Raw genomic sequence first — 26965 nt, 5'->3', positions numbered from 1 at the left:
CCGCGATGCCGCTACGCAAGAAGAACGGGCGGCTCGAAGTCTGCCTTCTGACCTCCCGCGACAGCGGCCGCTGGATCATCCCCAAAGGCTGGCCGATGAAGAACAAGGCCGGCTGGCGCGTGGCGGAGATCGAGGCATTCGAGGAAGGTGGCCTCGCCGGACGGCTCGCCCGCAGGCCGATGGGAAGCTTCGGGTACGTGAAGGGCATGGAGGACGGAGACGACATCCCCGTCGTCGTCCACCTCTATGCGATGCGCGTGCGGAAGCAGCACGGCAACTGGAAGGAAAAAAAGCAGCGCACCCGGCGCTGGACGCCTCTCAAGGAAGCCGCCGAGATGGTGGATGAGCCCGAATTGGCGAAGCTTTTCCTTGCGGCCCGCCGGGCGGGGCTCCGCCGTCTGGTCGGGTGAGGCCCCCCGCCGGAACGGCGCCAACAGACCGCGCGTTGGACTGGTGAGGGTTCAGTCAGGAAACGGGAGCGGAAGACGATGAGCGAGATGTCAGGCACGATCGAGGGGCGGCTCCTCGCGCAGCGCAAGGTGCTGTCGATGATCCTTTCCCACCTTTCGGGAGGCGGCAACGCTGATGCCCTGATGGACCGGTTGCGGCAGGAATCGACATTCGAAGGGTTCGAGGAGGATCCGGGCGAAGGTGAAGGCAACGCCTTTGCCATCGAGGAATCCCTCGCCGAGGAAATCCGGGCCATCCTGCGAGACGTGGATGCGCGCTCGGACACCTAGGCGACTGGCGCCGCTCGATGGAGGGAAAGTACCCTGTCGGGATCTGGCAAGACGAATACGACGACCCTTGCAGTAGGCCTCGGGGTCGTTATCGGAGCGGGCGGGGGTGCAGCGATGGGCAACATCCCGGTCGGCGTCGACATCGGCACCGCGCTCGGAGCGGCCCTGGGATCCGCGTCAGGCTGCAAGGCAAAAAACACGACCAAGACGGATTGACCCCACCCGGCACCGGGCAGGGTCTTTAGTTGAGAAACGCGCGCTGGCCTAGTTCGGGTTGTCCACCCGCGCTGTCAGATGCACCCGCCCCTGACAGGGCTCCGGCCATTCGACCTTGACCTGGTTGGCATTCGGCCCCTGCTCCACCCGAACGAAGGGCTGCGCCCAGATCGTCCCGGACGCGCCGGTGATCGCCTGTTCCTTGACGATCTCCGTGATGTTTCGTGCGCGCCCCCCGAACGGCAGGAAATCCCCGAAATTGAGCACCCAGACCTGCGTATCGGTGTTCTGATCGAACTGGAGCGTCACCGGCGAGGCGCAGAGCTGTCTCACCCCGTTATAGGTGTTGCCCTCGACCCGGATGTTGCGGAACCGTCCGTAATCGAGATCGGCGAAACTGGTATCCACCCGCTCGATCCGGTCCACCGCGCCGCCGATGGCCTTGAACGTGTTGCCGCCGACATTCAGCCCGTGAAGGAAATGCCCCGCCCCGTGGGGCTTCACGATCAGCCAGCGGAACCACGGCGCGACGTTGGTGCATACGAAAATGTTGTCCGTCACCGTCAGCCCGCCGAAGGACAGCTCGGCTCCGAAATCGGGGCGCGCGTCGTGTTCGTTCGTCCATTCGATGGGACAGTTGTCGACGTAGTTGCCGTCCACGATCATGTTGACGTTGAGCTGCGTCAGAACCAGCCCCGCCGTGCGCACGCCATTGGGCTCGCTGTCCCCCTGGAACCAGTGGTTGCCGCTGACGATATGGCCCGATCCGTTCAGCACCGCGAAATGCAGGAAGCGCACCACGCGGTTATTGCGGATCTTGCTGTCATTGGCATTGACGTTGAGCGCGATGGACTCCCGATCCTGAGACGGCAGCGGCTGCTCCGAGGACAGGAACTGGCAGCGATCCACGTTCAGCCCCTGGCAGGCCGTTCCATGCGAGGTGATCCCGCGATCCTTCGGCTGTGTGAAGTAGCAGTCGTTGAACTGGAAGTTGATGCCCGACGGTGGCAGCAGGATCGCGCTGCACTCGGAGTTGCACTGAAAGTCGATCCCCTCGAGCGCGAACTTGTCCATATGCGCCATGTTCGAGAAGTCGAACGCGTACTTGAACCGGCGGAACGTATAGATCTGCGTCCCCTCCGCATCGTAGAGCGGCTGGGAGAGCGTGACCGTTCCGGCGCTTTCGTCCTTGTCGCGAACGTAGACCTCCCGGCCCACCCCGTTCCCCTCGACCAGCGCGCCGACCGGCACGTTCGCCACGTTCTGCACGCCGGAGAGCAGGACCGGAGAATTCGGATGGTAGGTGCCGCGGGACGTGACCACCAGGGTGTCCCAGGCCGGCGACGGGCGGACGTAGATCTGCCCGTTCCGGATCACCCGGCGCACGGTCAGCGAATCAAGGTTCCCGACGGCTGCCTGAATGTCGAGCGGCTCGTAGAGATCGACGCGCCGCCCCCTGAGATCGAGCGCATCGTGATCGGTATAGTTGAAAAGAGCCTGGATCGCCTTGCGGAGCCCGAGGGCCTCGTCCCCGAATGCATCGATGTAGCTCGGCAGCTCGAAGGACCGGATCAGCGCCAGCCGTGCCTCGTCCGGCATCGACAGCGTGCCGACGAACCGGACCGGGCTGTCCAGCGTCAGGGTGCCGTTCACGCGGTACGTCCCCGCCGGCACCAGGACGGTCCGCCCGTTCGCCGCGCTGTCCGCCGCCTCCAGCGCGGCCCGGTCGTCGGAGATCCCGTCGCCCTTCGCGCCGTAGTCGCGCACATCGACATAGGAGAGCGTATCGAGAAGAAAGTGCGAGGTCACATCCTCGACGCGCAGATCGTCGATCCGTACGGACCCGCCGCCGGGCCCGACGAGGTCCAGCCCGATGAGCGCCTCGTCGGGCTCCAGCCCCCAGGCAAGGTCCACCCCGTCCCGCGCGCCCGTTCCCAGCACCGCCGAGACCTGGGTGACCGCACCATACTCTGTCAGCGCGACCTCGGGTCCCGTCTCCACCAGCCCCGCCACATGGGCGCCGCCGGATCGGCCCGGGCGGGCAGCGATCCGCACTCGCGGCAGCGCGCCGCTCACGGCCTTCACCCGCGCGACGATCCGCAGGTACCGCCCCGGCACCATCGCGATCGGCTGGGTGTATCTGAGATATTGCGGCTCCGCCGTCTTCAGAAGCTCAAGGCAACTTCCGAAATCCTGATCCGCGGGAACAACCGCGGCATTGGCCGCCCCGTCGTAACTCGGCGCACCCGCCGTGCCGTCGCCGCTCGACCAGGTCTCAAGCCCGTCTTCGAACGGGGCCGGCATCAAGGCCGCCCCACCGATCGCAAAAGTCATCCCGCTTGCCCCTTTTCACCGTCACAGGTCCGCCCGTGAGGCTAGGGAATGAAGGATGAAGCGCGCGTTTTCCGGCCGTTCGCCTCAGCGCCGCGCCGGGCAACGTCCGGCCCGGTCAGGCTCCGACCTGCGGCGCCTGCAGGAGGGAGACACCGTTGATCTTCCAGCCGTCTTCGGTCTCGACCATTTCGTAGCGCAGGACGTGAACTGCCCCTGCCTCATCCGTGATCACGACGTTCTGGAGCACCGCGTCGGCTTGTTCCTCGCGCTGGCCGTAGGACACGTCCGCCGGGCGGTGCACCATCGGATACCCGTTTCGCACCATCGCGCCGAAGTTGTCGGGAGTCTGGAACAGTCCCCGGATCATCGGGGAGGCGTGGGAGAAGGCGTCCTCGAAGTCATCGGCGCCGAATGCCTCGAGCTGATTCGAGATGACGCCTTCGATGGGATCCGCGCTCTGCGCCGAGACCGGGGAGAGCCCGAGGCCGAGGCAGAACAGAAGCGCAAGGGCTGCGTGTCGCATGATTTCGTCTCCTCCTCGCCTAGATGATGAAAGACACGGGCCGGCCGGTCCAATGGTTTCATGACACGTGGGGGGAGAGCCGACCCTTGGCCTACCGCATCAGACGAGGTGACGCGACGCTCGGCGCCGCGCTTTGCCGCATCGCTGCCGAGCAGCTCGAACGCGGGATGGAGGAGGCACGCCATCCCGAGAGCATCGGGACCGCCAATGCCGTCCACCAGGTTCGCAAGCGGTGCAAGAAGGTCCGCGGCCTGATCCGGCTCGTCCGGCCCGGCTTCGAGGAGTACAAACAGGCGAACAAGGCCTTGCGGGATATCGCGCGGAGCCTGTCCGGCCATCGCGATACCGGCACGCTGATCGAAACCCATGATGCGCTGATGACGCGCGCCGGCGCCGACCGGTCCCGGTTCGCCCCCGTTCGCGCAGCGCTGACGCGCGATCACAATGCCTCGGAAGAGGCCGGCGACACCGGTGCGGCGCTCGCACGCGCGCACGACGACCTTGCCGCCGTCGCAGCCACGGTTCCCGAATGGTCGCTCCGCGGCAAGCCCCGCAAGACACTTGAACTCGGCCTGTCCAGAAGCTTCGGTCAGGCCGGAACAACCATGGCGCGCGCGCGCAAGGACCCGAGCGTCGACGCGATGCACGAATGGCGAAAGCGGGTGAAGGACCATTGGTATCACGCCCGCATCCTCCATCCGCTCTGGCCGGACATGATGGCCCCCGAGCGGCGCGCGGCGGACAGGTTGTCCGATCTTCTCGGTCTTCACCATGATCTGGCGCTCTATGCGGACCGCCTCGGGACGGGAGACCTGCCAGACGGCGAGGACGGCCGTGTGGCGGCTCTCGCGCAGCATGCACGCGAGCAAAGCGCGATCATCGAGCAGGACGCCTTCGCCCTCGGCGCGTTCCTGTTCGCCGAGGATGAAACCGCTCTTGCGGCACGCTGGACCGGGTGGTGGCGTATCTGGAAAGGATCGGGCGCGCCGTCCTGACGGGACAGGCGGTGCTTGCCGGCAGGGAGCCCGATGCCCGCGCCATGGAAGGCCCTCACCGCATGGGCTCCGCACTAACTCGCGCCAGGCATCAGGTCACGCGCCATGCCCCCATCCGCGGGCAGTTGAGGACTCCGCCCTTCCTGTGCGCCCCGGCGGATCAACCCTGTCTCGTCAGCGCATCCGGTTTTCGGGCACGTCTGCGCCGGATCGTTCCGCACGCGCCCCATCCATCCCGAAGCCGCAGCTCCCTCAGTCCGGCCCCGCCGCCACGGCGCTCCGTCGTCCGGGCATGACACTTGGCCAATGGACCTTGCCGAGCCCGATCGTCCAGCGCAGCCAGGGGATCCGCGCGATCCCGAGGGTCATCGCGTAACTCATGGCCACGGCGAAACTCATGTTCGCGAGGACATAGATTGTCGGATTTGCGATCCGGGTCTCGAATGCGAGGCGAAAGAGGTCGAGCGCGATGGGATGCACCAGGAAGATCCCGAAGCTGTAGGGCGCGAGCCGGCCGATCCAGCGGGGCCACGGCACTGGCACCAGCATCGCAAGACCGAACAGCGCCACCGGCATCGCGAGGTTGGCATAGCCCGCGTACGGATAATTTCCCTGCCAACTCCCTGCCTCGATCGCCGCGAAGGCCTGCGCCAGCTTGAGATGGATGCATGCCGCCGCGATCAGGACGAGTGCGATCAGGAGCCCGCGATGGAGCAGGGTCCGGCGCATGCCGTCATGAGCGCCGCCCTGCCCGCCGGCCCCGATCCTCAGGTAGATCCCGTAGAGCCCGGCCGCGGCGAACCCGTAGCCGGTATAGGTCACGCACCGTATCGCCCTCAGGAGGTACTGCCGCGTCTCCGGATCGCCGACCTCGTTCCAGACCTCGAGGCTCAGATGCCGCTTGGCGATCAGGAGCGGAACGAGGATCAGCGCGACCGCCGGCCATTTTACCCCGATCCTGTAGAGCGGATAGCACAGGACAAGCACGAAGAGCGTCGGCAGGAAATGCATGTGCTGCTTGACGTCGCCGAGGACGAGATACCCGACCCAGGGCTCCACCATCGTCGTCAGGTCGCGCCACAGATAATGCCCCCAACCGAGCTGGTATCCGATGGCGAGATTGAACACGACGTAGACCGCGACCCAAAAGAGGAACGGCACCAGGAGCCTCTCCGCCTGCTCCCGGATGGTCGTCCGGTAGCTCCGCGGCCGCCTGTGCAGGGACATCGACAGCAGAAAGAGGGAGATCACCAGGAAGAGCTCCGTCCGCGCCATGTAAAACAGGGTGCGGATGAGCACCGGAACGGTTCGCGCATCCGGCGTCGCGTCTGCGAAGGGACTGCCATCGGGCGCATTCGCCGCGTGCATGCAGATGATCGAGATCCCGGCCGTGACGCGAAGCGCGTCGAGCCAGAGCGAACGGCTGGGCTGCCGGACCAGCGGGGGGGTAACCTGCGTCATGCCCCACCAGGTAGCACCAACCCCCTAAAAAGCGGCTAACACCGGCGCTTCATCTTTCCTGCGAAATACCCCTGGGGGAGCCGGAGGCGGGGGCGGAGCCCCCTACTCCGCGGTCAGATCGCCCCGGAGCGCACGCTCGATCAGGGCGACGCTTTCCTCGACCCCATAGAGCGCCACGAAGCCGCCGAAGCGCGGGCCTTGGCTTGCGCCCAGGAGCACCTCGTAGAGCGCCTTGAACCAGTCCCGCAGCGGGTCGAACCCGTGCTCCTTGCCGACGGCGAAGACGAGGCTCTGCAGAGCTTCGGCATCCCGCTCGCCGTCCCATTCCGCAAGGCGCTTCGCGAGGTCCTCCATCGCGGCCCGTTCCTGCGCGTCCGGCTCCCGGAAGACCTTCTCGGGCTTCACGAAATCGTTGTAGTAGCGCACCGCGTAGCCCGCCGCCTCGTCGAGCTGCGGGTTGCTCTCGGCACTCGCCTCCGGGGCGTAGCGGCGGATGAACCCCCAAAGCGTCTCCTTGTCCTCGGCGCCCGCGACGGAGGCGAGGTTCAGCAGCATCCCGAAGGACACCACCATATCGGAGGCCGGAACGTTATGGCCGTGGATATGGAAGACCGGATTGGAGAGGCGCTTCTCGGCATCTTGGCCCGCATAGGCGTTCAGCTGCTGGTGGTACTCGTCCACCATGCGCGGGATCACGTCGAAATGGAGCCGTTTCGCCGTCTTCGGCTTCTGGTACATGAAGTAGCCGAGACTGTCGGTGGAAGCGTAGGTCAGCCATTCGTCGATGGTCAGGCCGTTGCCCTTGGATTTGGAGATCTTCTCGCCGTTCTCGTCGAGGAAGAGCTCGTAGGTCATGTGCTCCGGCTTCTTGCCGCCGAGGATCTCGCAGATGCGGTCGTAGATCGGCGTATTGGTCGAGTGATCCTTGCCGTACATCTCGAAATCGACGTCGAGCGCGGCCCAGCGGGCACCGAAATCGGGCTTCCACTGGAGTTTCACCTGCCCGCCGGTGACGGGGAGGGTCCATTCGCGGCCGTCCTCGTCGTCGAACGTGATGGTGCCCGCCTTTCCGTCGACGTGCTTCATCGGAACGTAGAGCACGCGGCCGGTCTCTGGGTGGATCGGCAGGAAGCACGAATAGCTCTGCTGGCGCTCCTCGCGCAGCGACTTGAGCATCACCGCCATGATATCGTCGTAGCGTTCCGCGGCGCGCAGCAGAACGTCGTCGAACTGGCCGGAGCGGTAATAGTCGGTGGCGGAGATGAACTCGTACTCGAAGCCGAACGCCTCGAGGAAGCGGCGGAGCATGGCGTTGTTGTGGTGCCCGAAGCTCTCGTGGGTCCCGAAGGGATCCGGCACGGATGTCAGCGGCTTCTGCAGGGCCTCGGCAAGCTCGTCGCGGTTCGGGACGTTTTCCGGCACCTTCCGCATCCCATCCATGTCGTCCGAGAAGACGACGAGACGGGTCGGGATGTCCGAGATGATCTCGAAGGCGCGGCGGATCATCGTCGTGCGCTGGACCTCGCCGAACGTACCGATATGCGGCAGGCCGGAGGGGCCGTAGCCCGTCTCGAACAGCACATGCCCCTTCTCGGGAGGACGCTTTTCCACGCGTGCGAGAATCTTCCGGGCTTCCTCGAAGGGCCAGGCCTTGGACTTCATCGCCGCATCGCGCAGATCGGACATCGCATCACGCTCCCGTTGGGAAATGCCGGTCAGGCCGGCGCGCGCTACCTATTGCGGGGCGCCCGGGAGGTCAATAAATCCGGGCGGTGAGACACGATCGCACCTGCCCTGCCCACCTCTATACGAAGGACCGCCTCCCCGTGACCGATACATCGCCCGACGAGACCTCCCGCCTGACCCAACAGGAAGCCCTCGTCGCGATCATGGTCGCAACCTCTGCCTCGGACGACACGGTGCGGACCTCGGAACTCCTGACGATCCAGCGCATCGTGCAGAGCCTTCCGGTTTTCGCGGGGTTCGATCATTCGGCCATCCGCCCGGTCTCGGAACTCGTCTTCCGCCTCTTCGCGGAGGAGGACGGCCTCGACGCCTTCTTCTCGGTGGTGAAGGAAGCCCTTCCGAGGCGCCTCAACGAGACGGCCTACGCCCTTGCCTGCGACATCGCGGCCTCGGACGGCCGGCTCGGACAGCAGGAACTGGAGCTTCTGGAGGAGATCAGGGAGGAGCTCGAGGTCAGCAAGCTGCATGCCGCCGCGATCGAGCAGGGAGCGCGGGCGCGGCACCTCGGTCTGTGAGAGGCGCCGCGCCGCAGGGTCCCGTTCAGTAGGCGCCCGCGACAGTCAAGTCGGGGCGTTGCGTCGAACCGCCATCAATCATCACCGCACCCAGTGCAGCACGGCTGGTGCCAACCGCCGTCGTGTTGTCCCCCAGGGAAAACACCGCGATTCCAACCGCGGTGATGGCACAGACGGCAACGCCAAAGGCTAGTTCGGTCGTCATTCGTCATACCCCGGTTTCATACTCTTGACCTGCCGAACCCCGCTGCTTGGGCGAATGTTCCGACGATCGCCGATTAAAGTGAATCAAGTTCGTGCAACCGGTCAGGCGTGATGCACATCCGCCCAGCGTTCGATCAGGCGCATCTGAAGGTTGCGCGAGCGGCTGGCCCAGTAGGCGCCGCCCGGCGGCTGCTCCATCTGCTCGCGGGAGAGCGCGGCGCGGCGTCCGGTATCGGCTGTCAGGATCGAGAAGACACCGGGTCTCCCACCCGGCAATTCCACGAACCCCGTCAGTGCGCTGACGAAGTTGAGCGTGCCGGTCTTGGCGAAGATCGGAACCTGCCGCGCCATCGCCTCTCGGCGTTCGTTCACCAGGGGCATGGTCTTCAGGATGGGGGCGAGATCCACCGCCGGACCGAGCCGCGCGAGCGCGCGCGCCATGTCGGCGGCGGAGATGCGGGAGCCGGTGCCGAGCCCGCTGTGATCGAGAAGAGCGGGCGAGGTTCCCGGCACCTGCCGCGACACCCAGGAGCACATGCGGCCGGCGGAGGCGGCGAGGCTGCCGGGGCGCTCGCCCCGCGCGGTGGACGCGGTCAGCCCGATCGTCTCGGCCGTCAGGTTGGTGGACCATTTGAGCATGTCCCGCAGCATCTCGCGCAGGGGCTGGGACCGGACCTGGGCGAGCACGGTCCCGCCGGGGCGGGCCGACACCTCAACCGGTGTATCGAGAACGATCCCGTTGGCCCGGGCGAAGGTCTGGAACACCTCGGCGGTATAGGCGGCGGAGTGGCGGACGGGCAGCCAGCGGCTGCCGCCGTTGCCGAGAGCGCCGCCGGCGACCGTCCACGCCTCGACGTCGCCCTCGTCCGCGTAGGTGTAGACCGGGGAGCCGCGATCCACGACGGACATCTGCGCCATCGTCACCGGCGGGCGGTGCGTTCCGGAGCGGGCATCCATGTCGACGCTGTAGCCGGACCCGGCCCGGCGCCATTCGAAGTGGACGCGATTGTAGTTGAGGTTCAGCCCAGACAGGCCCGGATTGTACCCGACATGCGCCGGCTGATCGGGCTCGATGGCGGACAACGAGGGCAGCGCGCCGGACCAGACGAGAAAGCGCCCCGTCACCTCGACGACGCCCGCGGCCTTCACACCCGCGGCAAGCTCGGCGAGGCGATCGGTATCCAGCGTCGGATCGCCAGAGCCGGCAAGGACCAGGTCGCCCTCGAGCCGCCCGTCCCGCACCGGCCCCGTCGCGATCACCCGCGTCTCGAAGATGAAATCGGGCCCGAGAGCATCCAGGGCGTAACTCGCGGTCAGCGCTTTCGCCGTGCTGGCGGGCGGCAGCGGCAGATCCGGGTTCATCGCTTCCAGCATCTTTCCCGTCCGCGCATCGATCAGTGCGAAGCCGACGCGTGCCTCCGCGCCCAGCTCCGCGGCGGCGACGAGGTCCGATGCCTCCGGCGCCAGCTTCGCACGCCCCCCGCCGGGATTGGGCATCGGCCGCAGGGAGGTCTCGGGAGGCTGGGCGAGCGCATGGCCCGCGAGGCCCGAGAGGGCTCCGGCGAGCAGCGTGCGGCGGGTCAGGCGATCAGGTGTCATCATGGCGCCGGCACGATTCCAAAGCCGGCGCCCCTCGGCAAGGGGCCGCGTCGCACGACCTCGCGCCGCGGGACCACTTGTCCGTGATCGTCGCCCGCATCCCGCACATCATCCCTCCGGCGTCGCGCGCGGCCTTTCATGCGGCGCAATGCGGCTTCAACCCCGGCCGCCCTTGCGATAGGGAGGACGAGAACTCGCGCGGGGGACCGCTCCCCCGCTGCCCGTTGCCAGGGGAACCGGATTTATGAACGCACCGCAGCGCGACACCACCTTCTTCGGCGATGCCCTCGCCTCCCGTGATCCCGAGATCGCCGAGGCCATTGGCCTCGAACTCGGCCGTCAGCGGGACGAGATCGAACTCATCGCCTCCGAGAACATCGTTTCCCGTGCCGTCCTCGAGGCGCAGGGATCCGTTCTCACGAACAAGTACGCCGAAGGCTATCCCGGCCGCCGCTACTATGGCGGCTGCGACTATGTCGACGTGGCCGAGAACCTCGCCCGCGACCGGGCCAAGCAGCTCTTCGACGTCCAGTATGTCAACGTGCAGCCCAATTCCGGCTCGCAGGCGAACCAGGGTGTCTTCACCGCCCTGCTGCAGCCCGGTGACACGATCCTCGGCATGAGCCTCGACGCCGGCGGCCACCTGACCCACGGCGCAAAGCCGAACCAGTCGGGTAAGTGGTTCAACGCGGTGCAGTACGGCGTGCGCAAGCAGGATCACCTGATCGATTACGACCAGGTCGCCGAGCTCGCCGCCGAGCACAAGCCGAAGATGCTGATCGCCGGCGGCTCCGCCATTCCGCGCCAGGTGGATTTCGCAAAGATGCGCGAGATCGCCGACAGTATCGGGGCCTGGCTTCTCGTGGACATGGCGCACTTCGCGGGCCTCGTGGCCGGCGGCGCACATCCCTCGCCGTTCCCCCATGCCCATGTCGCAACCACGACGACGCACAAGACCCTGCGCGGTCCCCGCGGCGGCATGATCCTCACGAACGACGCGGACATCTCGAAGAAGGTCAACTCCGCGATCTTCCCCGGCATTCAGGGCGGCCCGCTGATGCACGTCATCGCCGCCAAGGCCGTTGCCTTCGGCGAGGCGCTCCAGCCCGGCTTCCGGGACTACGCGGCCCAGGTCGTCTCCAACGCGCAGGCGCTCGCGGACCAGCTCATGAAGGGCGGCGTGGACATCGTCACCGGCGGCACGGACACCCACGTCGTCCTCGTCGACCTGCGCCCCAAGGGCGTGACCGGCAAGGACACCGAGGCCGCCCTCGGCCGCGCCAACATCACCTGCAACAAGAACGGCATCCCGTTCGACCCCGAGCCGCCCGCAATCACCTCCGGCGTCCGCCTCGGCTCCCCCGCCGGCACGACGCGCGGCTTCGGCGAAGCCGAGTTCCGCCAGATCGGCGACTGGATCTCAGAGGTCGTCGACGGGCTTGCGGCGAACGGCGCGGACGGCAATGCTGAGGTCGAAGCGAAAGTGAAGGCCGAGGTGCAGGAGCTCACCGGCCGCTTCCCGATCTACAGCTGATCCGGACCTGACGACCCGGATGCGGCGCGGCCCGCCGCATCCGGCCCTTCCCGCCTGACCGCCCGGGACCCACAAAGGCGGATCTCCCACGCGACGGGACCCTCATGGCGACGACAGATCCAGACTTTCCGACCCCCGAATACCTGGCCCGCCTCGAACGCACCCGCGCCGAGATGGAGAAACGGGGGCTCGATCTCCTCGTCTGCGTCGATCCCTCGAACATGCATTGGCTGACCGGCTACGACGGCTGGTCCTTCTACGTCCATCAGGCCGTGATCCTCGGCATGGAGGGCGAGCCGGTGTGGTGGGGCCGCGCGATGGACGCCCTCGGGGCGATGCGCACGGTCTTCATGTCCGACGAGGCCATCGCTGGGTATGACGACAGCTACGTCCAGAACCCCGAGAAGCATCCGATGTCGATTCTCGGGCAGCTGATCGAGGGGCGCTTTCCGAATGCCCGGCGGATCGGCGTCGAGCTCGACAACTACTACTACAGCGCCGCCGCCCACGCCGCCCTGCAGGAAGCGCTCCCGAACTGCCGCTTCTTCGACCAGGTCGGCCTCGTGAACTGGCAGCGCACCTGCAAGTCCCCCGAGGAGATGGTCTATATCCGCCGCGCCGCGCGGATCGTGGAGGCGATGCATCAGCGCATCGTCGAGGTGGCCGAACCCGGCATGCCGAAGAACGTGCTCGTTGCGGAGATATTCAAGCAGGGCATCGCCGGCGCGGACGGTGAGTGGGGCGACTATCCCGCCATCATGCCGATGGCGCCCTCCGGCATGGACGCAACCGCGCCCCACCTCACATGGGACGGCACGCCGCTCACCTCCGGCGTTCCCACCTTCTTCGAGATCGCCGGCGTCCACCGCCGCTACCACGCGCCGCAGGCCCGGACCCTGTTTCTCGGCGAGGTGCCGGACAAGTACCTCGCCGCCGAGGAGGCCGTCCTCGAAGCAACCGAGGTCGCGCTTCGGATGGCCCGCCCCGGCAACCGCGCCGAGGACGTGGCCAATGCCTTCAACATGACGCTGAACGCACGCGGCTTCATGAAGGAAGGCCGCGTCGGCTATGCCGTCGGCCTCTCCTATCCTCCGGACTGGGGCGAGCGCACGATCAGCTTCCGTCCCGGCGACCAGGCGATCCTGCAGCCGGGCATGGTCTTCCACTTCATGCCGGCCCTCTGGCTGGACGATGGCGGCATCGAGATCACCGAACCGATCCTCATCACCGAGGACGGCGTCGAATGCCTCTGCTCCACCCCGGCAAAGCTCTTCGTGAAGTAACCCCACGGAGCTTTCCGATCGCCTCGGCGTCAGCGCGTAGTCGCTCCCTGCCTGGCTTTGCTGCGCAAAGAGGGTGAAGCCCCGGCCGCTCCCCTTTCCCCGGCCGCACTTATCCTGGGGGCTCTATGATAGGTATTCCGAGCGCGGTGGGCCTTTCAGGACCGCGGCGCGGATTTGGAGTTCCGCGACCTGGCGATCGAATTCGAGCGTCATGAGGCTCTGCCCCGGTAGCTTCACGCAATGCATTTTCGTCTCGGCGGGGCTTCGGCGATGGTCTCCGCTCCATCGTCGACAGATGGCGCGGTCAAGGTATTTCAAGGCGGGGGGCCTCGTTCCGGGCGATCGCGACCGCGGTCGAAGGCGTCCGCTGCGTGGCGTTCCTACCGGGCGGGATGACGGCATGTGCGTCTCGATCTGCGACCGCGTCTGTGGCTGTCGGCCTCGCTTGCCTTTCGGCGGCGGCACTCAGACCATGTTCGCATCGAACCAGATCGTCAGCGAACGACTGAGGCCTGACTTCACCTTGCCCCCGTTGACGGCATGACCCGTGGGGCGGACTTTTTACACCAAGTCAGCCTACCCCTTGCGAGGCAGGAGCTTGCCGGGGTTCAGGATGCCGTTCGGATCGAAGAGTTCCCTTAGCTTCAGCATCAATTCGTACTCTACGCCCGATTTAAGCCGCCGCACGCGCTCGATATATGCCGTTCCCACCCCGTGTTCCGCAGTGATACTGCCACCCATCTCAGCGATGAGGTCGTCGATCCGGCGGATCAACTCGGGGATGATACGTTCGGCCTCGGCCTCGGACCGACCCTGAAGGAAGATGTTGTAATGGATGTTACCGTCGCCGACGTGGCCGACGGCATAACAAACAAGTTCTGGATCGACATCAGATGCGATGTCCCTTGCGCGGTGCAGATACTCCATGATGCGCGACACCGGGACGGAGACGTCCCACTTCGCGAAGGGGCAGTCGAAATACTGAATGGGGATGAGCTGCTCGCGGATTTCCCAGAGATTGCGCTCCTGCGCGATCGAATTGGCCAGAACACCGTCCGAGAAGATCTCCTGCTCGAACCCGTCGCTGAAGATCTGCTCCATTGCCTCGGTCACGGTTGGACCACCGGCAAGCTGAATCAGAACGTACCAGTCCGCCCGCGTCTCGAAGGGCCGCTTCAAATCGGGGTAGCGTTCCAGTGCCAACTCCACCCCGAGGCCATTCATCAGCTCGAACGCAACGAGCTGATCTCCCGCCGTCTGACGCGCAAGGGCGAGGGCATCCATGAGCCGGTCGGTGCTCGTCAGAACCGCCATCATGGATATACGATGACTTGGGGCTGGATGCAGGCGGAAGACGAGCCGCGTGATGATGCCGAGAGTGCCTTCGGAGCCGATCAGAAGCTGCTTGAGATCATATCCCGAGTTGTCCTTGATATGGTGCCGCATGCCGTTCCAGATGCGGCCGTCAGCCAGCACGGCCTCGAGGCCCATTACCTGCTCGCGGGTCGTCCCGTAGCCGATGACGTTGAGGCCACCACCATTGGTGGCCACGGCCCCGCCCACCTGAGCCGATCCACGCGCGCCCCAATCCGGGGCAAACAGCAAACCGGCCTCCGTCGCGGCCTCCTGCACCGCCTGCATCGTGGCGCCGGCTTCGACGGTAATTGTACCGCCCTCCCGGTCGACCTCGATAATTTGGTTCATACGCGAGAGATTCAAGATTACGGCGTCCCGGGATGCGAGCGTCATTCCGCAGACATTCGTGTTTCCGCCTTGGGGCACGATTGCCACCCCATGCTCGGCGCAGATTTTGACGGCTTCGGAAACCTCTTCGGTAGACGCAGGGCGCAGGACGGCCAACGAGGAAGCCCGTTTCCCCGCAACGGAGGTCTCGAATGCGGCAGCATCCTCGCCTTCCAGGACGCCGCCGGCCCCCAAAAGAGTCCTGAGCTTGGTCAACGCTGGTTGCATGCGCAGTCCTCGTGCTGGGGTTCACGGAAAAGATAGGCCTTCCTCGCCTCTTGCTTCAAGCCTATAAATATCACTAAGCATAATATGTATCGACATGCATTTCCGGTCAGCGAACCGCGGACGGTCGCGAAAATCCTTACGAGGTTGAAGATGCCCGAGACACGCCCCACCCCGAAATCGCAAATCAGCCGGATTCCGGCCTATCAACCCGGAAGCAGCGGCGACGGTGCGACGCGCAAAGTCTGGAAGCTTTCGTCCAACGAAGCCCCGTTCGGTCCCAGTCCGAAGGCGCTTGAGGCCTATGCGGTCGCCGCGTCACAGCTCGAACTTTATCCCGAAGGCTCGGCTGCCGCACTGCGCGAGGCGATCGGGAAGACGAACGGGCTCGACCCCATGCGTATCGTCTGCGGCTCGGGTTCGGACGAGCTTCTGAGCTTGCTCACACGGCTCTACGTAGGCGCCGGCGACGAGACACTGATGTCCGAGCGGGGCTTCCTGATGTACCGCGTTCACACTCTGGCTTGCGGCGGCTCGCCGGTTCTGGTCCCTGAAGTCGGGATGAATGTCGAGATCGACGCCGTTCTGTCGCGCATCACGGACAAGACGCGCATCGTATTCCTTGCCAATCCCAACAACCCCACTGGCACGCACATCTCGAAAGCCGAGATGAGCCGGCTCGCCGAGTCCATGCCGTCGAACGTTCTCCTTGTGATCGACGCGGCCTATGCCGAATACGCCTCCGCCGATGATTACGAGGCCGGCATCGAACTGGTGGAGGCGCACGAGAACGTCGTGATGACGCGGACGTTTTCAAAGGTCCACGGCCTGGCCTCCCTTCGCATCGGGTGGATGTACGCGCCCTCACATGTGGTTGACGCGGTCAATCGGATTCGGGGGCCCTTCAACATGAGCGGTCCGGCCATAGCAGCCGGAGTGGCCGCGATCCGGGACCAGGACCATGTTGCAAGACAAGTGCGCTACAATGCCGAATGGCGCGCCCGCCTCGGGACGGAGCTTCGCAAGATGGGGCTGGGTGTCACCGAGGGTCAGGCGAATTTCGTACTGATCGATTTCCCTAAAGGCGATCCGAGCCGAAGCGCAGATGCGGCGGACGCGTACCTGAGAGAGCAAGGCTTCGTGCTCCGGCCGGTCAAGGCGTACAACCTGCCCAATTCGCTGCGCATGACGATCGGGCCGGACGAAGCCAACGAAGGCGTTCTTGCGGCGCTCAAAAGCTGGCTGGAAGGCTGAAGGAACAAGGGCGCGCCGCCGGACGAGGCTTGCCCGACCCTTCCTTCCACTTCGGACTTCAATGCGACAGCAGAACGGGGATCGACGTGTCGCGCATCACATCGGTGGTGACGCCGCCCATGATGTCGTGGCTGAACTTCGAATGCTCGAAAGCGCCCATGACCAACAGCTTCGCCGAGAACTCCTCTGCCGCGGAAAGGATCGTGGTTGCGACAGACCCCTCGCGCGGCCTTGTAACGTACCTCGCCGAGATGTTGTGCCGTTGAAGGTTCCGCAGCAGAATATCGGCGCCTTCAGGCTTGACCGCACCGACGGTCAGGATGGTGACGCAAGCCTTCTGCTCCAGGATCGGCATGGCATCGCCAAGCGCCCGGGCCGAGGAACGCTTCCCGTCCCACGCCACAAGCGCATGATCCGCAAGGCCGCTCGCCTCGTAGTCGGGTGGGACGACCAGAACGGGCCGACCGCTTTGCAGCGCGATCAGATCCGGGAAAGCCACGGCATGCTCCTCACTCGTATCCGGCGGGTGGGAACCTGTGACCACGATGTCGAATGCGCGCGCATAGGACGATATCGGGCCGTCCCGGTCGGGAACGAGGTCCACGAAATCGGCGCGATCCTCGACCCCGCCTTCGCGGACCAGTTCCATGAACTGGGTGCTGACACGGGCCATCATCTCGTCATCGGCGGCCTTGAGTTGATCTAGAACGGGTTTGGGCAGCTGGCCGTGGAATTTTCGCGTGAGCTTCGAACGGCCATGGCGAAGGGCCCCCGTCAGGAAGCAATCGAAATGCCTGGTCATGCGGATTGCGTGGCGCAGAGAGGCCCCCCGACCGGCCTTACCGCTATAGGCACACAGGATGTTCTTGATGCTCATCGATGATGGCCTCTCGTCGATTATCGGCCAGAACGTCCACGTTCGAACGGTGCCGAATATATACATGACTAAACATACTATGTGCAAACATTCTTTTTTCTTGAAATGACGGCGAGGCCCTTCTAGCGTCGATCCAAGACGCGACCTGGCCCACCCCCGAGGAGGACACGGCGACATGGGTTCCCACTCTCCCGATCGTACCGACGCCCCGAAATATGGCGGCTTGATGCTGAAGGGGGATCTCCTTGGTGCAGCCGATATCCCTGCCGGCGCCAGTGTGATCCATGTCATCGCGATGCGGCTGAAGCGTGCGCTCGGGAAGGAACAGGCGGAAATCCTCGAACGTGTCGGGGGCATCTCTGTGCCCGAATGGCGCGTCCTCTTTATGCTCGCTGATGCCGGCTCCATGACCCAACGCGAGCTTGTGAACCGCACCGTGATCGAACAGTCCCAGGCCAGCCGCATCATGAAGACGATGGAGGATGCCGGCCTTGTCGTCATGGAACGCGACAAGGTCGACCGACGCCGCTGGATCTGCTCTCTGACGGCTGACGGGCAAGCGCTCTTCGACAAGGTCGAGCCCGCCATGCGGCAAAGACGAGAGCGAATTGACGGTACGCTCACCTCCAGTGAAATGTTGCAGTTTCTGGAGTTTGCCAATCGGATCGCGGCTCAGGCCTCTGGCATCAGCAGCAATCCCTCCGAAGAATCCGAACCAATCGGATCAGGAGACGCGACACACATCAGGGAGACAAAGACATGATTTTCAAGTCACTTGCAGCCGCTGCGAGCGGGTTCGTCCTAATGTCGGGCGCTGCCATGGCGGATTGGGAACCCGACGGGCCCATCACGATGCAGATCGCATTCGGCGCCGGCGGATCGCTTGACAGTGTCTCGCGTGTTCTGGCCACCGCAATGGAAGATGTCACCGGATGGCAGATCGTCGCCGAGAACACCCCCGGCGGCGGCGGCATCGCAATGCTCAGCAAGCTCGCCCGAATGCCTGCCGACGGACAGAACATCGCCGTTGCGGTGAACATGCCGGTCATCATCAACCTCGCCTCACGCCCGGACCAAACTCCGTTCGAGCTGGATAGCTTCGACTACCTCGGCAGCATCGCGCGAGCCGAGAAGGGCCTCTATGCCGCAGCCGATGCCCCGTTCGACACCCTCGGGGAAGCGATTGAGTATTCGCAGGAAAACCAACTCGTCATCGCCGCGATTCCCGGGCCTGAAGCCTATGTGACCAGCGCACTGATCGACGCCGAGTCCGGAGACATCCGCCGTCTGGCCGCCGAGAGCGGCGGTGAGGGAACGACCTTCATCCTCGGCGGTCAAGCCGATCTGGCCTTCAGCGGCGGCGCGCATCAGCAGCTCCTCGAAGCTGGCCGGATCAAGATGATCGCGTCCATCAACAATGAGCGGCTATCCTACGCACCCGACACCCCGACGCTTGTCGAGGAAGGATACGATCTCTACATCGACCCGTTCTTCTATGTCGCCGCCCCCGCCGAGCTTGATGAAGAGACGCGGCAAGCGCTTGCCGACGGACTGGCCGAAGCAGTTCAAACCGATGCAGTGCAGGAGGTCGTGCGGAACGTCCTGACAAGCGATGTCGAGAATTTCGGGCCGGAAGGCACTCTCGATCGCATGCAAACGGGCCTCGATGACATGGGTCCGATGTTCACCCAGTAATTCCCGACGCGCTGGGCGGGCCATCCAAGCCCGCCCGTATCAATGGGGAACATCATGACTTGGCTGATGAACCGGGCTTCGGCATTCCTCATGCTGGCCCTCGCCGCGATCACGATCCTATGGATCATCCCGGCGCAGACACCTTCCGGGTTCGACGGTTACGTCCAGCCGGGCACCATGCCAAGGATCATGGCATGGCTGGTCGGGATCGGCGCGGTCCTCGCTCTTTTCGAACGCGACGGCCGTGATACGCCGGACCTGGCCCTGCTGGCGCGGTCTGCTCTCTTTCTCGGCGCTCTGGCGCTTTCACTCGCTCTGGCTCTCGTCATCGGCTTCAAGTGGGCCGCGCCCGTCCTCAGCCTCGCGGTGATGGTCCTTGCCTACGAGCGTCGCTGGCTCTGGCTGACCGCCGGCGCCGTTGGCGTTCCGCTCGCGATCTGGCTTCTCTTCGAAGTGCTCCTCGGTCGGCCATTGGTCTAGGGAACTCTCATCATGGTCGACCTCGGCACGATACTCATGGGACTGGGCGATGCATTCCATCCGATGGTGCTTGTCGCAATCGTGACAGGCGTCGCGCTCAGCCAGTTCGTGGGCGCGCTGCCGGGCGTAGGGCCGGTCATCGTGATGGCCATCGCCATACCGTACACGCTGACCTTCGAACCTCTGGTCGGTATCGCCTTTCTCGTGGGTTCGATGAAAGGCGGCTCCATTGGCGGCGCGATCCCGGCAATCATCCTGAACACCCCCGGCACCCCCGACACCGCCATGACGACGCTGGACGGTCACCCGATGGCCCGGAAGGGCCAGGCGAAGAAGGCGCTGAAGATGGCGACGTGGTCTTCCGTGACGGGAGATACGGTGTCTGACCTCGTCCTGATCACCGTCGCGGCGCCGCTCGCGTTCTTTGCCCTGCGCATGGGACCGGTGGAGATCTTCGCGCTGATGGTGCTGGCTTTCGCCGTGATCTCGGCCCTGTCGGGCCGCTCGCTCTCCAAGGCTTTGATCGCGGCTGCTCTCGGGATTTTCGTCTCGCTGATCGGCACGGATCCCGACTACGGTCTTCCGCGGCTGACCTTCGGCAACTTCGAGCTGTTCGACGGCGTTCCTCAAGTTCCGGTCGCGATCGGAGTTCTCGTCCTGTCAGAAATCGTTTTGCGGCTTGCTGGGGTGGGCCGGCGGTCACAGTCGGTCATCGACATGGATGCCAGTGCGGACCCGACCGATGACACGCTCAGCTTCAGGGAATACTGGGCTTGCCGCTTTGTCATGCTGCGCGGGGCATTCTTCGGCACCATGGTCGGCGCCCTGCCTGGCATCGGCTCCTCCGCCGCGGCATCCATGTCCTACGTGTCTGCCAAGGCAGCCGCCAAAGACGCCAGTTCTTTTGGCAAGGGTGATATCCGGGGCGTCGCATCCGTCGAAAGTGCGAACTCCGCCGTCGCGGGGGCCAACCTCATCCCCCTCCTTGCCCTTGGCATTCCCGGCAGCGTAACGGCCGCCCTCGTCCTCAGCGCTTTCATGGTTCACGGCATCCAGCCCGGCCCGCTGATCTTCGAGAACCAGGGCCGCCTGATTTACGGCCTCTTCGGCGCCATGATGATTGCCAATGTCGTCAATCTTGGCCTTGGCCTTGTGGGCTGGCGTATCTGGGTCCGGATCGCCAGAGCGCCCGAGACGATGATCTTCGCCTCGGCCATCATCCTTTGCATCGTCGGCTCTACCGTCATTTCGGGAGGGACGTTCGGTCTTGCGATCCTTCTGGGGTTCACGGTCCTTGGCGTGCTGATGAAGGTCTACGACTATCCGGTCATCGTGTTCATCATCGCCTTCTTCCTCGGGCCACGGCTCGAACGAAGCCTCGGCCAGACCCTGTCGCTGCTCACCGGGGATCTCACAAATATCGTGCAGTTCCCGGTGGCAATCGCCCTGCTTGCGATTTCGGTCGTCGTTCTCGCGGTGTTTTTCATCCGGAATAGACGAGACCAGGACCGCCATTCTGCCTGACACGCCCTTCCCGGTCTGACCGCCAACGTCAGACGAACCTGCAAACACAACGGAGCGTCCATGACCCAGCGTGACACCAACTTTTTCTATCCCGGCGAAGAGCTCGGCGCGGACGAGATGCGCATCACCGCCCTCGGAACCGGCATGCCGTTCGCCCGTAGGCGACAGGCCTCTCCCGGCTGGCTGGTAGAGCTCGGCAACGGTGACAAGTTCATCTTCGACCTCGGCACATCAACCGCGGCCAACCTCAACGCGCTTGGCCTTCCGCATTCGCTTTTGGACAAGGTCTTCCTGACGCACCTGCACGTCGATCACATGGGCGACCTCGGCTCCCTCTTCGCCGTGGGCATGGTGCGTGGTCGCTTCACGCCCCTGCGCGTCTGGGGGCCGTCGGGCAGCGAACCGCGCCTTGGCACTGCCGCTTTCGGCAAGGCATTCAACGAGATGATGGCATGGGACATCGAAAGCCGCCGCGCGGTCGTCAGCGCGGGAACGGGGTGGCGTGCTGATTTCACCGAGTTCGACTACTCGGTGAACAATCAGGTGGTTTTCGAGGAGAACGGCGTCACGATCAGCGCTTTCCCCGCGATCCACTGCATCGACGGACCGGTCAGCTACCGGCTCGACTGGAACGGCCGCTCCATGGTGTTCCTCGGTGATGGCAAGCCAAGCCAGTTCATGGTCGACAACGCGCAGAACGTCGACGTGCTGATCCACGAGGCCTTCGTGCCCGCCAAGGAATATTCACAGAAGACCCACCTGCCCTACCAGATCGCGCAGAACATCTGTCACGGGGTGCATTGTCCGCCCCGGTCGGCCGGCAAGATCTTCGCGCTCTGCCAGCCACGGCTTGGCGTGATCTATCACACGATGATCTCCGAGGACCTCAAGCTGCCCATCATCGACGATCTGCGTGTAACTTGGGACGGCCCTGCCGCCTTGGCCGAGGATCTCATGGTCCTGAACGTGACTGAGGAAAAGATCACCCAGCGTATGGCCGTTGTCCCGGACTTCGCTTGGCCGGCGCCATCCCACCAGCACGGCAGCAAGCGCCCGAAGATGGAAGCGGATGTGACGACCCCCATGTCCCAATGGCTCGTGGATGCCGAGATCCCGGTCGAGGGTGTCGACACGAAAATCGAAGATGCCGAGACATGAGCAAATGGAAGGACGAGGAGAAGAAGAATCTCCTCGTCATCTGCTCCGAGGAGCATCAGGCGCGGGCGATGGGATGCGCGGGGTAGGTCGTCGCCTCCACACCCAATCTGGATACCCTGCGGCGCAAGGTATGCGCTTCGAAAATGCGATCACCCCCTCGCCGACCTGCGTTCCCGCCCGCGCCAGTCTTGCGGCGGGGCGCTACGTCCACCAGACGGGCGGATGGGACAACGCGATGATGGTCAAGGACGGGATCGGCATGGCTTGGGCCTCGATCCGCCGCGAAGGCGAACGGCTCATCGCCCACAACCGGATGCTGGGCGATTATGTCAGCGCAGGCACAAGCTACTCGCACTACGGGCGGCGACCACAGAAGTCAGCTCACCGCCATCATGGGGTCTAAAGGACATAGGTATCGCCTTCGGTCGCGATCTCGATTTCGCCATCGAAGACTGACGCGATTCTACGCTGCAGGTCGGCCCTTCGGGTCTTCTCACCCTTCGGAATGCCGTGATGCACTGCGACGATCTTCTCGACCCCGGCGGAGCGTGCAACTTCGCCAACTTCTTCCGCTGTAGAATGCATCGTTACGGTCCCGAGTTGGTCCCGGACATTCTCGTTCACGTTGCAATCGTGCAAGAGTACGGAAGCGCCCTTTGCAAGCTCCGTCACGCCGTCGCATGGGGCTGTGTCCCCAGCAAAAACGAACGATTTTCCATCCGCGTCGACCCGGTATGCGGCAGACTCCAGATAAGGCTGGCAATGCACCGCCTTCGTGGTGGAAAAGCTCAGCATATCCGATTTCCAGCTGTCGCCGGCAGAGATTTCCCGAACGTCGCCAAGTAGCGGGGGAAGAGGTGACTTGATGCCCCGCGCTCCGTAGAGACGGAGACCGATATCCTCGGCATAGCGCGTCGCGATGCAGTCGGCATAGGCGCCGTCTTTTCCGAAGAACCGGTCTGCCAAACGACGCGTATCTCGCGGCCCAACAAGGACCAGCGACTGAGCAAAAGGATCTCCGCCCACGGAGCCGAAAAGGGACTTTTCCCACCGGCCGAGCACGAAATGGGGAAGGTCCGCAACATGATCCCAGTGATGATGGGTCAAGTAGACGTAATCAATATCCCGTACGTCATGACCGAGGTGGTCCAACCGCGTCGTGGCGCCCGGACCAAGGTCGAACATTGCCTTCCGGGAACCGTGCTCCAGCAGCACCGAGGTGCCGACATTGCCGCTTCTCAGCGTCAAGGCCGGCGATGCGGTGCCAACGATGGTAATCTTCATTTCCGGGTTTCTCCCAAGTAAAGAGCCCGACGAACAGCCAACGTTGGCGCTCAGCTTTCGAGAAGGAAGAACGGCCGACCGACCCGCGCCTCCAACCGCATCACGCGGTCGAGTCGAACGCCGTCCTCGTCCTTACGTACCAAGTTTATCATCGCCGCGACCGTTTCGAGGTCGGGGACTTCCATGATGAGGTACCACGTGAAATCCGGGCTGCCGGGCTGTCCAACCATGAAGAGGTCGTCGTCGACGGTCGCCAGAACCTTGGCACCCATCTCCTGCCAATCGGCGAACATCTGCTTCATTCGCGGCAGAATCCTGTTCCTGCGCTCGTCACCGGACGCGGTGAACCACCCCTCGGTAGACGCTCCAAGGAAGACAACCCGGTGGGGGGTGGGGATTTTCGGGGTGGCGAATTCTACGGCCATTGATCGGTCCTTTTTTCGTCTGTTTGAATGTCTTGGAAAGACGGGTCAGCGCATCAGAAGGCCGCCGTTCACGTCGAGCGTCGAGCCGGTAACGAAAGCAGCCTGATCGGACGCCAGATAAACGGCCGCCATGCCCACCTCGGCATCGCTGCCCAAGCGCTTGACCGGAATTCCGGAGGCGAGCGCGGCAACCTTGTCCTGCGGCATCGAACGGCTCATCGGCCCTTCGATCGCCGCCGGTGAAATAATGTTCACGGTCACGCCGTCCCCAGCAAGTTCGAGGGCAAAACACTTGCTCAAGGCCAGGATCCCGCCCTTCGAGGCAGAGTAATGCACACCGCCAACCAGGCCGCCGCGCTGTCCCGCCAGAGATGAAAGGTTTATGATCCGACCCCAACCGGCCTGGCGCATGCGACGTCCCGCACAGCGGCATCCGATGAAGTAGCCCTTGAGATTGACCGCCATGACACGGTCCCACTCGTCAAGCGAGAGATCCCAGATCGAACTGGCGAGGGTCAGAGCGGCATTGTTGATGACGATCCCGACGGGTTTTCCCGTTTCCGCCTCGAGGCCGTCGAGCGCATCCTCCCAAGCGGCTTCGTCCTGAACGTCGAGCGTTCGCCCTATTGCGCGACCGGGGCCAGCATTCAGGTCCGTCGCGGCAGCGCCGACAGTATCGGACACGTCCGTCAGCATGACGGTGGCACCCGCCTCCGTCAGAGCCTTAGCCATGGCAAGGCCGAGGCCCTGTGCGGCGCCTGTGACAAGAGCTGAACGTCCGGAAAGGTCGATATTCAAGGGCAACTGGCGTCTCCTGAACGGATGCAAAGGTTTGGAACACGACTCACACTAGGTCAGAAAAGTTTTGCAATCAACTGAAATCGGTATATTTAACTACCGATAGTTGGCAGCGAGGAACCTACCGAATGCGTGGCATCGTTGTCCCCACCAGACGCGACAGGACTAGCATGACGCACCAACTCGACATTGCCCGCCTGCTGAACGATGCCTGTGGCCCGGATGTAGTGACGCCGGGGCCCGAGGTACCCGAACGCTATCGCCACGACTGGGCCGGTCTGGAACCCATCGAACCGGCCGCATTGGTGCAGCCGCGCCGTACCGAAGAGGTTTCGGCCGCACTCCGGGTCTGTCAGGCGAACGGGATCCCCGTGGTTCCTCAGGGCGGGCTGACCGGCATTTCCGGTGCCGCGCACCCGATTGCGGACGGTATCGTCCTGTCCCTCGAGCGAATGAACAAGATCCTTTCCGTGGACCCTCTGGAGGCCACCCTTACCGCAGAAGCCGGCACAGTCCTGGAAACTGCTCAGGAGGCGGCCGATGAGGCCGGGTTGATGCTCGCTATCGATATCGGGGCGCGCGGATCCTGCCAACTTGGCGGGCTGGTCGCAACAAATGCCGGCGGCCATAACGTTATCCGCTACGGAATGACGCGAGACCAGCTTCTCGGGCTTGAGGTGGTGCTGGCGGACGGCACAATCGTCGACGATTTCAACACACTTACCAAGAACAATGCCGGCCTCGACCTCAAGCATCTCTTCGTCGGTACCGAGGGCCTTTTCGGCATCATAACGCGCTGCACGATGCGGCTGCATCCCGGCCAGACCGAAAAGCAAACGGCTCTGATCGGCTGCCCAGATACAGATGCGCTACTCGATCTACTCGCCCGTGCAAAGAAATCTCTCGGACCGATGCTCACCTGCTTCGAAGTAATGTGGCCGAGCTTCTACGAAACCATGGCGGAGCGTTGCGGGATCAGAACCGCGATCGAAGGGAAGCACGGCGTCTACGCCATTCTCGAAGCCACAGGAGGCGCGGGAAGCATGGCGCGCGAAAAGATGGAATCGCTGCTTGAAAACGCGTTCGAAGCGGGTTGCGTCGCGGATGCGGTGCTTGCCAATTCGGTGAAGGAAGAACACGAACTTTGGGCGGTCCGTGAAACGCCGGCCGAATATGGTGCCGTCATTGGACAGATTGTGCCGTTTGACGTCGGTGTTCCGACACGCCAGATCCCAGAGGCCGTTCGCCTTTTCGAGACTCGATTGAAGGAACGCTGGCCAGACATAATCGCGCTGAGCTACGGACATATAGGCGACAACAATCTGCATCTGGTCGTACATGTACCTGGACAAGAGGCGCAGCCCGAGCAACACGTGAAGGAACTGGTCTACGGCACGGTAAGGGAGCTTGGGGGGACGATTTCCGCCGAGCACGGTATCGGCCTCATCAAGCGGGACTACATGTCGTACTCCCGATCTCCCTCCCAGATCCGAACTATGCAACTTCTCAAATCCGCATTGGATCCCAAGGGCATTCTCAATCCGGGAAAGGGGTTTGATCAGATCAAGACAGCCTCAGCGTGACGCCCCGCCAAGACGTCAACCAAAGGCTGCTCTAGCGGCGGCATGAAGAAGCATGGCATCGCTGCCCTGAATGACGAGTTGGGCTCGCGACGCCTCGGCAAGGGCTTTTTCGCGATCTGGAGCAAAGATCCCGCATGGCATATCCAGTTTCTTCGCCACCTCAAAGATCCGGTCGATAAGCGTATCGAGATCTTCGTCCACCCCGGAGGCAGCAAGGGAAACGCCAAGGTCCCCCGGCCCGATCAGCGCAAAGTCTATGCCTTCGACCGCCAGGATATCGGCTGCGGCCTCGACCGCCTCGATGGTTTCGATCTGCACGCCGACGAGTGGTGGCGCTGCGGACATCATCGGGCCAATGTTATAGCCGTAGCCGGCTACACGTCCCGGTCCGACGCCGCGCTCACCCACGGGGGGAAACCGTGATGCGCTGACCGCTGCGCGCGCTGCGGCGACATCGGAGACCCGCGGCACGAGTATACCCGCTGCCCCGGCATCCAGAATTTCAGCGACAATATGCGGTAAACCGTCGGGCACACGGACAATCGCCGGAATCCGGTGACACGCCGCAGCTCGCAGCATGTTGGTCAGCGCGGCACCCCGAATGGCGGAATGCTCGCCATCGAAACAGACGAAATCGGGACCTGCGGCGCAAATCACTTCGACTGTATCCGGAGAGGGCAGTCCGCAGAACGGGCCCCGTAGCGCCCTGCCCTGCTCTAATTGCTCGCGTAGCGTCATTCCGACCTCTTGCCAGACATTTTAATGAAGC

The 26965-nt window shown here is 64.0% G+C and carries 26 protein-coding genes and 1 pseudogene; 14 read left to right on the top strand and 13 right to left on the bottom strand.

Annotated elements, in window-relative coordinates:
• The first annotated feature begins 5 nt into the window (after positions 1-5).
• Entirely contained in the window at positions 6-410 is a 405-nt protein-coding gene (locus RM543_RS05070; protein WP_311689792.1) for an NUDIX hydrolase, read from the top strand.
• 78 nt (positions 411-488) lie between these two features.
• A complete protein-coding gene (locus tag RM543_RS05065; RefSeq protein WP_311689791.1) occupies positions 489-740 on the top strand; it encodes a hypothetical protein in 252 nt (83 codons plus the stop codon).
• Positions 741-1004: 264 nt separating this feature from the next.
• Here the strand turns inward: RM543_RS05065 and RM543_RS05060 are convergent, their stop codons facing one another.
• Entirely contained in the window at positions 1005-3290 is a 2286-nt protein-coding gene (locus RM543_RS05060) for a glycosyl hydrolase family 28-related protein (protein ID WP_311689790.1), read from the bottom strand.
• Between the two features lie 115 nt (positions 3291-3405).
• Entirely contained in the window at positions 3406-3813 is a 408-nt protein-coding gene (locus RM543_RS05055) for a DUF4864 domain-containing protein (RefSeq protein WP_311689789.1), read from the bottom strand.
• Between the two features lie 86 nt (positions 3814-3899).
• Between RM543_RS05055 and RM543_RS05050 the strand changes: the two genes are divergently transcribed.
• Complete coding sequence (locus RM543_RS05050) at positions 3900-4808, top strand: CHAD domain-containing protein (protein ID WP_311689788.1); 909 nt, start codon at positions 3900-3902, stop codon at positions 4806-4808.
• A 252-nt stretch (positions 4809-5060) separates the two neighbouring features.
• On the opposite strand, the gene RM543_RS05045 is transcribed toward RM543_RS05050, so the two are convergent.
• Positions 5061-6269 (bottom strand): acyltransferase, encoded by a 1209-nt coding sequence (locus RM543_RS05045; RefSeq protein ID WP_311689787.1) that lies wholly within the window; start codon positions 6267-6269, stop codon positions 5061-5063.
• A gap of 102 nt (positions 6270-6371) precedes the next feature.
• A complete protein-coding gene (locus RM543_RS05040; protein WP_311689786.1) occupies positions 6372-7955 on the bottom strand; it encodes a lysine--tRNA ligase in 1584 nt (527 codons plus the stop codon).
• A gap of 140 nt (positions 7956-8095) precedes the next feature.
• Here RM543_RS05040 and RM543_RS05035 point away from each other — a divergent pair, with 140 nt between their 5' ends.
• The gene (locus tag RM543_RS05035) at positions 8096-8530 is read left to right on the top strand and encodes a tellurite resistance TerB family protein (protein WP_311689785.1); all 435 of its coding nucleotides are present in this window, start codon (positions 8096-8098) and stop codon (positions 8528-8530) included.
• Between the two features lie 25 nt (positions 8531-8555).
• Here the strand turns inward: RM543_RS05035 and RM543_RS05030 are convergent, their stop codons facing one another.
• Both RM543_RS05030 and dacB read right to left on the bottom strand, forming a co-directional pair.
• A complete protein-coding gene (locus tag RM543_RS05030) occupies positions 8556-8735 on the bottom strand; it encodes a hypothetical protein (protein ID WP_311689784.1) in 180 nt (59 codons plus the stop codon).
• A gap of 101 nt (positions 8736-8836) precedes the next feature.
• Positions 8837-10333: a D-alanyl-D-alanine carboxypeptidase/D-alanyl-D-alanine endopeptidase gene (gene dacB, locus RM543_RS05025; RefSeq protein ID WP_311689783.1), complete on the bottom strand. Its 1497-nt coding sequence runs from the start codon at positions 10331-10333 to the stop codon at positions 8837-8839.
• A 244-nt stretch (positions 10334-10577) separates the two neighbouring features.
• Here dacB and glyA point away from each other — a divergent pair, with 244 nt between their 5' ends.
• A complete protein-coding gene (gene glyA / locus RM543_RS05020; protein WP_311689782.1) occupies positions 10578-11867 on the top strand; it encodes a serine hydroxymethyltransferase in 1290 nt (429 codons plus the stop codon).
• 104 nt (positions 11868-11971) lie between these two features.
• On the top strand, positions 11972-13150 hold the full coding sequence (locus RM543_RS05015) for a M24 family metallopeptidase (protein WP_311689781.1): 1179 nt from the start codon (positions 11972-11974) through the stop codon (positions 13148-13150).
• 109 nt (positions 13151-13259) lie between these two features.
• Here RM543_RS05015 and RM543_RS05010 read toward each other — a convergent pair.
• A pseudogene (locus tag RM543_RS05010) lies at positions 13260-13577 on the bottom strand (IS5/IS1182 family transposase); the annotation flags it as partial.
• 149 nt (positions 13578-13726) lie between these two features.
• Entirely contained in the window at positions 13727-15010 is a 1284-nt protein-coding gene (locus RM543_RS05005) for an FAD-binding oxidoreductase (RefSeq protein ID WP_311689780.1), read from the bottom strand.
• A gap of 261 nt (positions 15011-15271) precedes the next feature.
• Here RM543_RS05005 and hisC point away from each other — a divergent pair, with 261 nt between their 5' ends.
• Positions 15272-16372, top strand: coding sequence for a histidinol-phosphate transaminase (gene hisC / locus RM543_RS05000; RefSeq protein WP_311689779.1), 1101 nt, complete (start codon positions 15272-15274; stop codon positions 16370-16372).
• Between the two features lie 58 nt (positions 16373-16430).
• Here hisC and RM543_RS04995 read toward each other — a convergent pair whose 3' ends face one another.
• The gene (locus RM543_RS04995; RefSeq protein WP_311689778.1) at positions 16431-17174 is read right to left on the bottom strand and encodes a universal stress protein; all 744 of its coding nucleotides are present in this window, start codon (positions 17172-17174) and stop codon (positions 16431-16433) included.
• 250 nt (positions 17175-17424) lie between these two features.
• On the opposite strand from RM543_RS04995, the gene RM543_RS04990 reads away from it, so the two are divergent.
• The 6 genes from RM543_RS04990 (at position 17425) to RM543_RS04965 (ending at position 22509) form a co-directional block, all read left to right on the top strand.
• Positions 17425-18012: a MarR family winged helix-turn-helix transcriptional regulator gene (locus RM543_RS04990; protein ID WP_311689777.1), complete on the top strand. Its 588-nt coding sequence runs from the start codon at positions 17425-17427 to the stop codon at positions 18010-18012.
• Positions 18009-18944, top strand: a complete 936-nt coding sequence (locus tag RM543_RS04985) for a tripartite tricarboxylate transporter substrate-binding protein (protein ID WP_311689776.1) — start codon at positions 18009-18011, stop codon at positions 18942-18944. The genes RM543_RS04990 and RM543_RS04985 overlap by 4 nt, the downstream gene beginning before the upstream one ends.
• Positions 18945-18998: 54 nt before the next feature.
• Positions 18999-19424: a tripartite tricarboxylate transporter TctB family protein gene (locus RM543_RS04980; protein WP_311689775.1), complete on the top strand. Its 426-nt coding sequence runs from the start codon at positions 18999-19001 to the stop codon at positions 19422-19424.
• Positions 19425-19436: 12 nt separating this feature from the next.
• The gene (locus RM543_RS04975) at positions 19437-20948 is read left to right on the top strand and encodes a tripartite tricarboxylate transporter permease (RefSeq protein WP_311689774.1); all 1512 of its coding nucleotides are present in this window, start codon (positions 19437-19439) and stop codon (positions 20946-20948) included.
• Between the two features lie 60 nt (positions 20949-21008).
• Complete coding sequence (gntH, locus tag RM543_RS04970) at positions 21009-22106, top strand: guanitoxin biosynthesis MBL fold metallo-hydrolase GntH (RefSeq protein WP_311689773.1); 1098 nt, start codon at positions 21009-21011, stop codon at positions 22104-22106.
• A 130-nt stretch (positions 22107-22236) separates the two neighbouring features.
• A complete protein-coding gene (locus RM543_RS04965) occupies positions 22237-22509 on the top strand; it encodes a hypothetical protein (RefSeq protein WP_311689772.1) in 273 nt (90 codons plus the stop codon).
• Here the strand turns inward: RM543_RS04965 and RM543_RS04960 are convergent.
• From RM543_RS04960 to RM543_RS04950, 3 genes are read right to left on the bottom strand one after another with little or no spacing between them, the layout of a single operon-like run.
• The gene (locus RM543_RS04960) at positions 22506-23390 is read right to left on the bottom strand and encodes an MBL fold metallo-hydrolase (protein WP_311689771.1); all 885 of its coding nucleotides are present in this window, start codon (positions 23388-23390) and stop codon (positions 22506-22508) included. The two genes, RM543_RS04965 and RM543_RS04960, sit on opposite strands and share 4 nt — an antisense overlap.
• Positions 23391-23440: 50 nt before the next feature.
• Positions 23441-23815: a hypothetical protein gene (locus tag RM543_RS04955; protein WP_311689770.1), complete on the bottom strand. Its 375-nt coding sequence runs from the start codon at positions 23813-23815 to the stop codon at positions 23441-23443.
• Between the two features lie 45 nt (positions 23816-23860).
• The gene (locus RM543_RS04950) at positions 23861-24613 is read right to left on the bottom strand and encodes an SDR family NAD(P)-dependent oxidoreductase (RefSeq protein WP_311689769.1); all 753 of its coding nucleotides are present in this window, start codon (positions 24611-24613) and stop codon (positions 23861-23863) included.
• Positions 24614-24783: 170 nt separating this feature from the next.
• On the opposite strand from RM543_RS04950, the gene RM543_RS04945 reads away from it, so the two are divergent.
• On the top strand, positions 24784-26196 hold the full coding sequence (locus RM543_RS04945; RefSeq protein WP_311689768.1) for an FAD-binding oxidoreductase: 1413 nt from the start codon (positions 24784-24786) through the stop codon (positions 26194-26196).
• 15 nt (positions 26197-26211) lie between these two features.
• Here the strand turns inward: RM543_RS04945 and RM543_RS04940 are convergent, their stop codons facing one another.
• Positions 26212-26934: an HpcH/HpaI aldolase family protein gene (locus RM543_RS04940; RefSeq protein WP_311689767.1), complete on the bottom strand. Its 723-nt coding sequence runs from the start codon at positions 26932-26934 to the stop codon at positions 26212-26214.
• Between the last annotated feature and the right edge of the window lie 31 nt (positions 26935-26965).

It is taken from the genome of Tropicimonas omnivorans (assembly GCF_031846565.1).
GTDB classification, from domain to species: domain Bacteria; phylum Pseudomonadota; class Alphaproteobacteria; order Rhodobacterales; family Rhodobacteraceae; genus Tropicimonas_B; species Tropicimonas_B omnivorans.
This window is presented reverse-complemented; position numbering and strand designations above follow the sequence as displayed.

Bases quoted from the DNA above. Each gene is read 5' to 3' on its own strand.
- RM543_RS05065 (WP_311689791.1), top strand. From the start codon at position 489: ATGAGCGAGATGTCAGGCACGATCGAGGGGCGGCTCCTCGCGCAGCGC.
- RM543_RS05060 (WP_311689790.1), bottom strand. From the start codon at position 3,290: ATGACTTTTGCGATCGGTGGGGCGGCCTTGATGCCGGCCCCGTTCGAA.
- RM543_RS04940 (WP_311689767.1), bottom strand. From the start codon at position 26,934: ATGACGCTACGCGAGCAATTAGAGCAGGGCAGGGCGCTACGGGGCCCG.
- RM543_RS05030 (WP_311689784.1), bottom strand. From the start codon at position 8,735: ATGACGACCGAACTAGCCTTTGGCGTTGCCGTCTGTGCCATCACCGCG.
- hisC (WP_311689779.1), top strand. From the start codon at position 15,272: ATGCCCGAGACACGCCCCACCCCGAAATCGCAAATCAGCCGGATTCCG.
- RM543_RS04965 (WP_311689772.1), top strand. From the start codon at position 22,237: ATGCGCTTCGAAAATGCGATCACCCCCTCGCCGACCTGCGTTCCCGCC.
- RM543_RS05070 (WP_311689792.1), top strand. From the start codon at position 6: ATGCCGCTACGCAAGAAGAACGGGCGGCTCGAAGTCTGCCTTCTGACC.
- RM543_RS04960 (WP_311689771.1), bottom strand. From the start codon at position 23,390: ATGAAGATTACCATCGTTGGCACCGCATCGCCGGCCTTGACGCTGAGA.
- RM543_RS04945 (WP_311689768.1), top strand. From the start codon at position 24,784: ATGACGCACCAACTCGACATTGCCCGCCTGCTGAACGATGCCTGTGGC.
- glyA (WP_311689782.1), top strand. From the start codon at position 10,578: ATGAACGCACCGCAGCGCGACACCACCTTCTTCGGCGATGCCCTCGCC.
- dacB (WP_311689783.1), bottom strand. From the start codon at position 10,333: ATGACACCTGATCGCCTGACCCGCCGCACGCTGCTCGCCGGAGCCCTC.
- gntH (WP_311689773.1), top strand. From the start codon at position 21,009: ATGACCCAGCGTGACACCAACTTTTTCTATCCCGGCGAAGAGCTCGGC.
- RM543_RS04985 (WP_311689776.1), top strand. From the start codon at position 18,009: ATGATTTTCAAGTCACTTGCAGCCGCTGCGAGCGGGTTCGTCCTAATG.
- RM543_RS05015 (WP_311689781.1), top strand. From the start codon at position 11,972: ATGGCGACGACAGATCCAGACTTTCCGACCCCCGAATACCTGGCCCGC.
- RM543_RS05045 (WP_311689787.1), bottom strand. From the start codon at position 6,269: ATGACGCAGGTTACCCCCCCGCTGGTCCGGCAGCCCAGCCGTTCGCTC.
- RM543_RS04955 (WP_311689770.1), bottom strand. From the start codon at position 23,815: ATGGCCGTAGAATTCGCCACCCCGAAAATCCCCACCCCCCACCGGGTT.
- RM543_RS05055 (WP_311689789.1), bottom strand. From the start codon at position 3,813: ATGCGACACGCAGCCCTTGCGCTTCTGTTCTGCCTCGGCCTCGGGCTC.
- RM543_RS04995 (WP_311689778.1), bottom strand. From the start codon at position 17,174: ATGACCAGGCATTTCGATTGCTTCCTGACGGGGGCCCTTCGCCATGGC.
- RM543_RS04975 (WP_311689774.1), top strand. From the start codon at position 19,437: ATGGTCGACCTCGGCACGATACTCATGGGACTGGGCGATGCATTCCAT.
- RM543_RS05040 (WP_311689786.1), bottom strand. From the start codon at position 7,955: ATGTCCGATCTGCGCGATGCGGCGATGAAGTCCAAGGCCTGGCCCTTC.
- RM543_RS04980 (WP_311689775.1), top strand. From the start codon at position 18,999: ATGACTTGGCTGATGAACCGGGCTTCGGCATTCCTCATGCTGGCCCTC.
- RM543_RS04990 (WP_311689777.1), top strand. From the start codon at position 17,425: ATGGGTTCCCACTCTCCCGATCGTACCGACGCCCCGAAATATGGCGGC.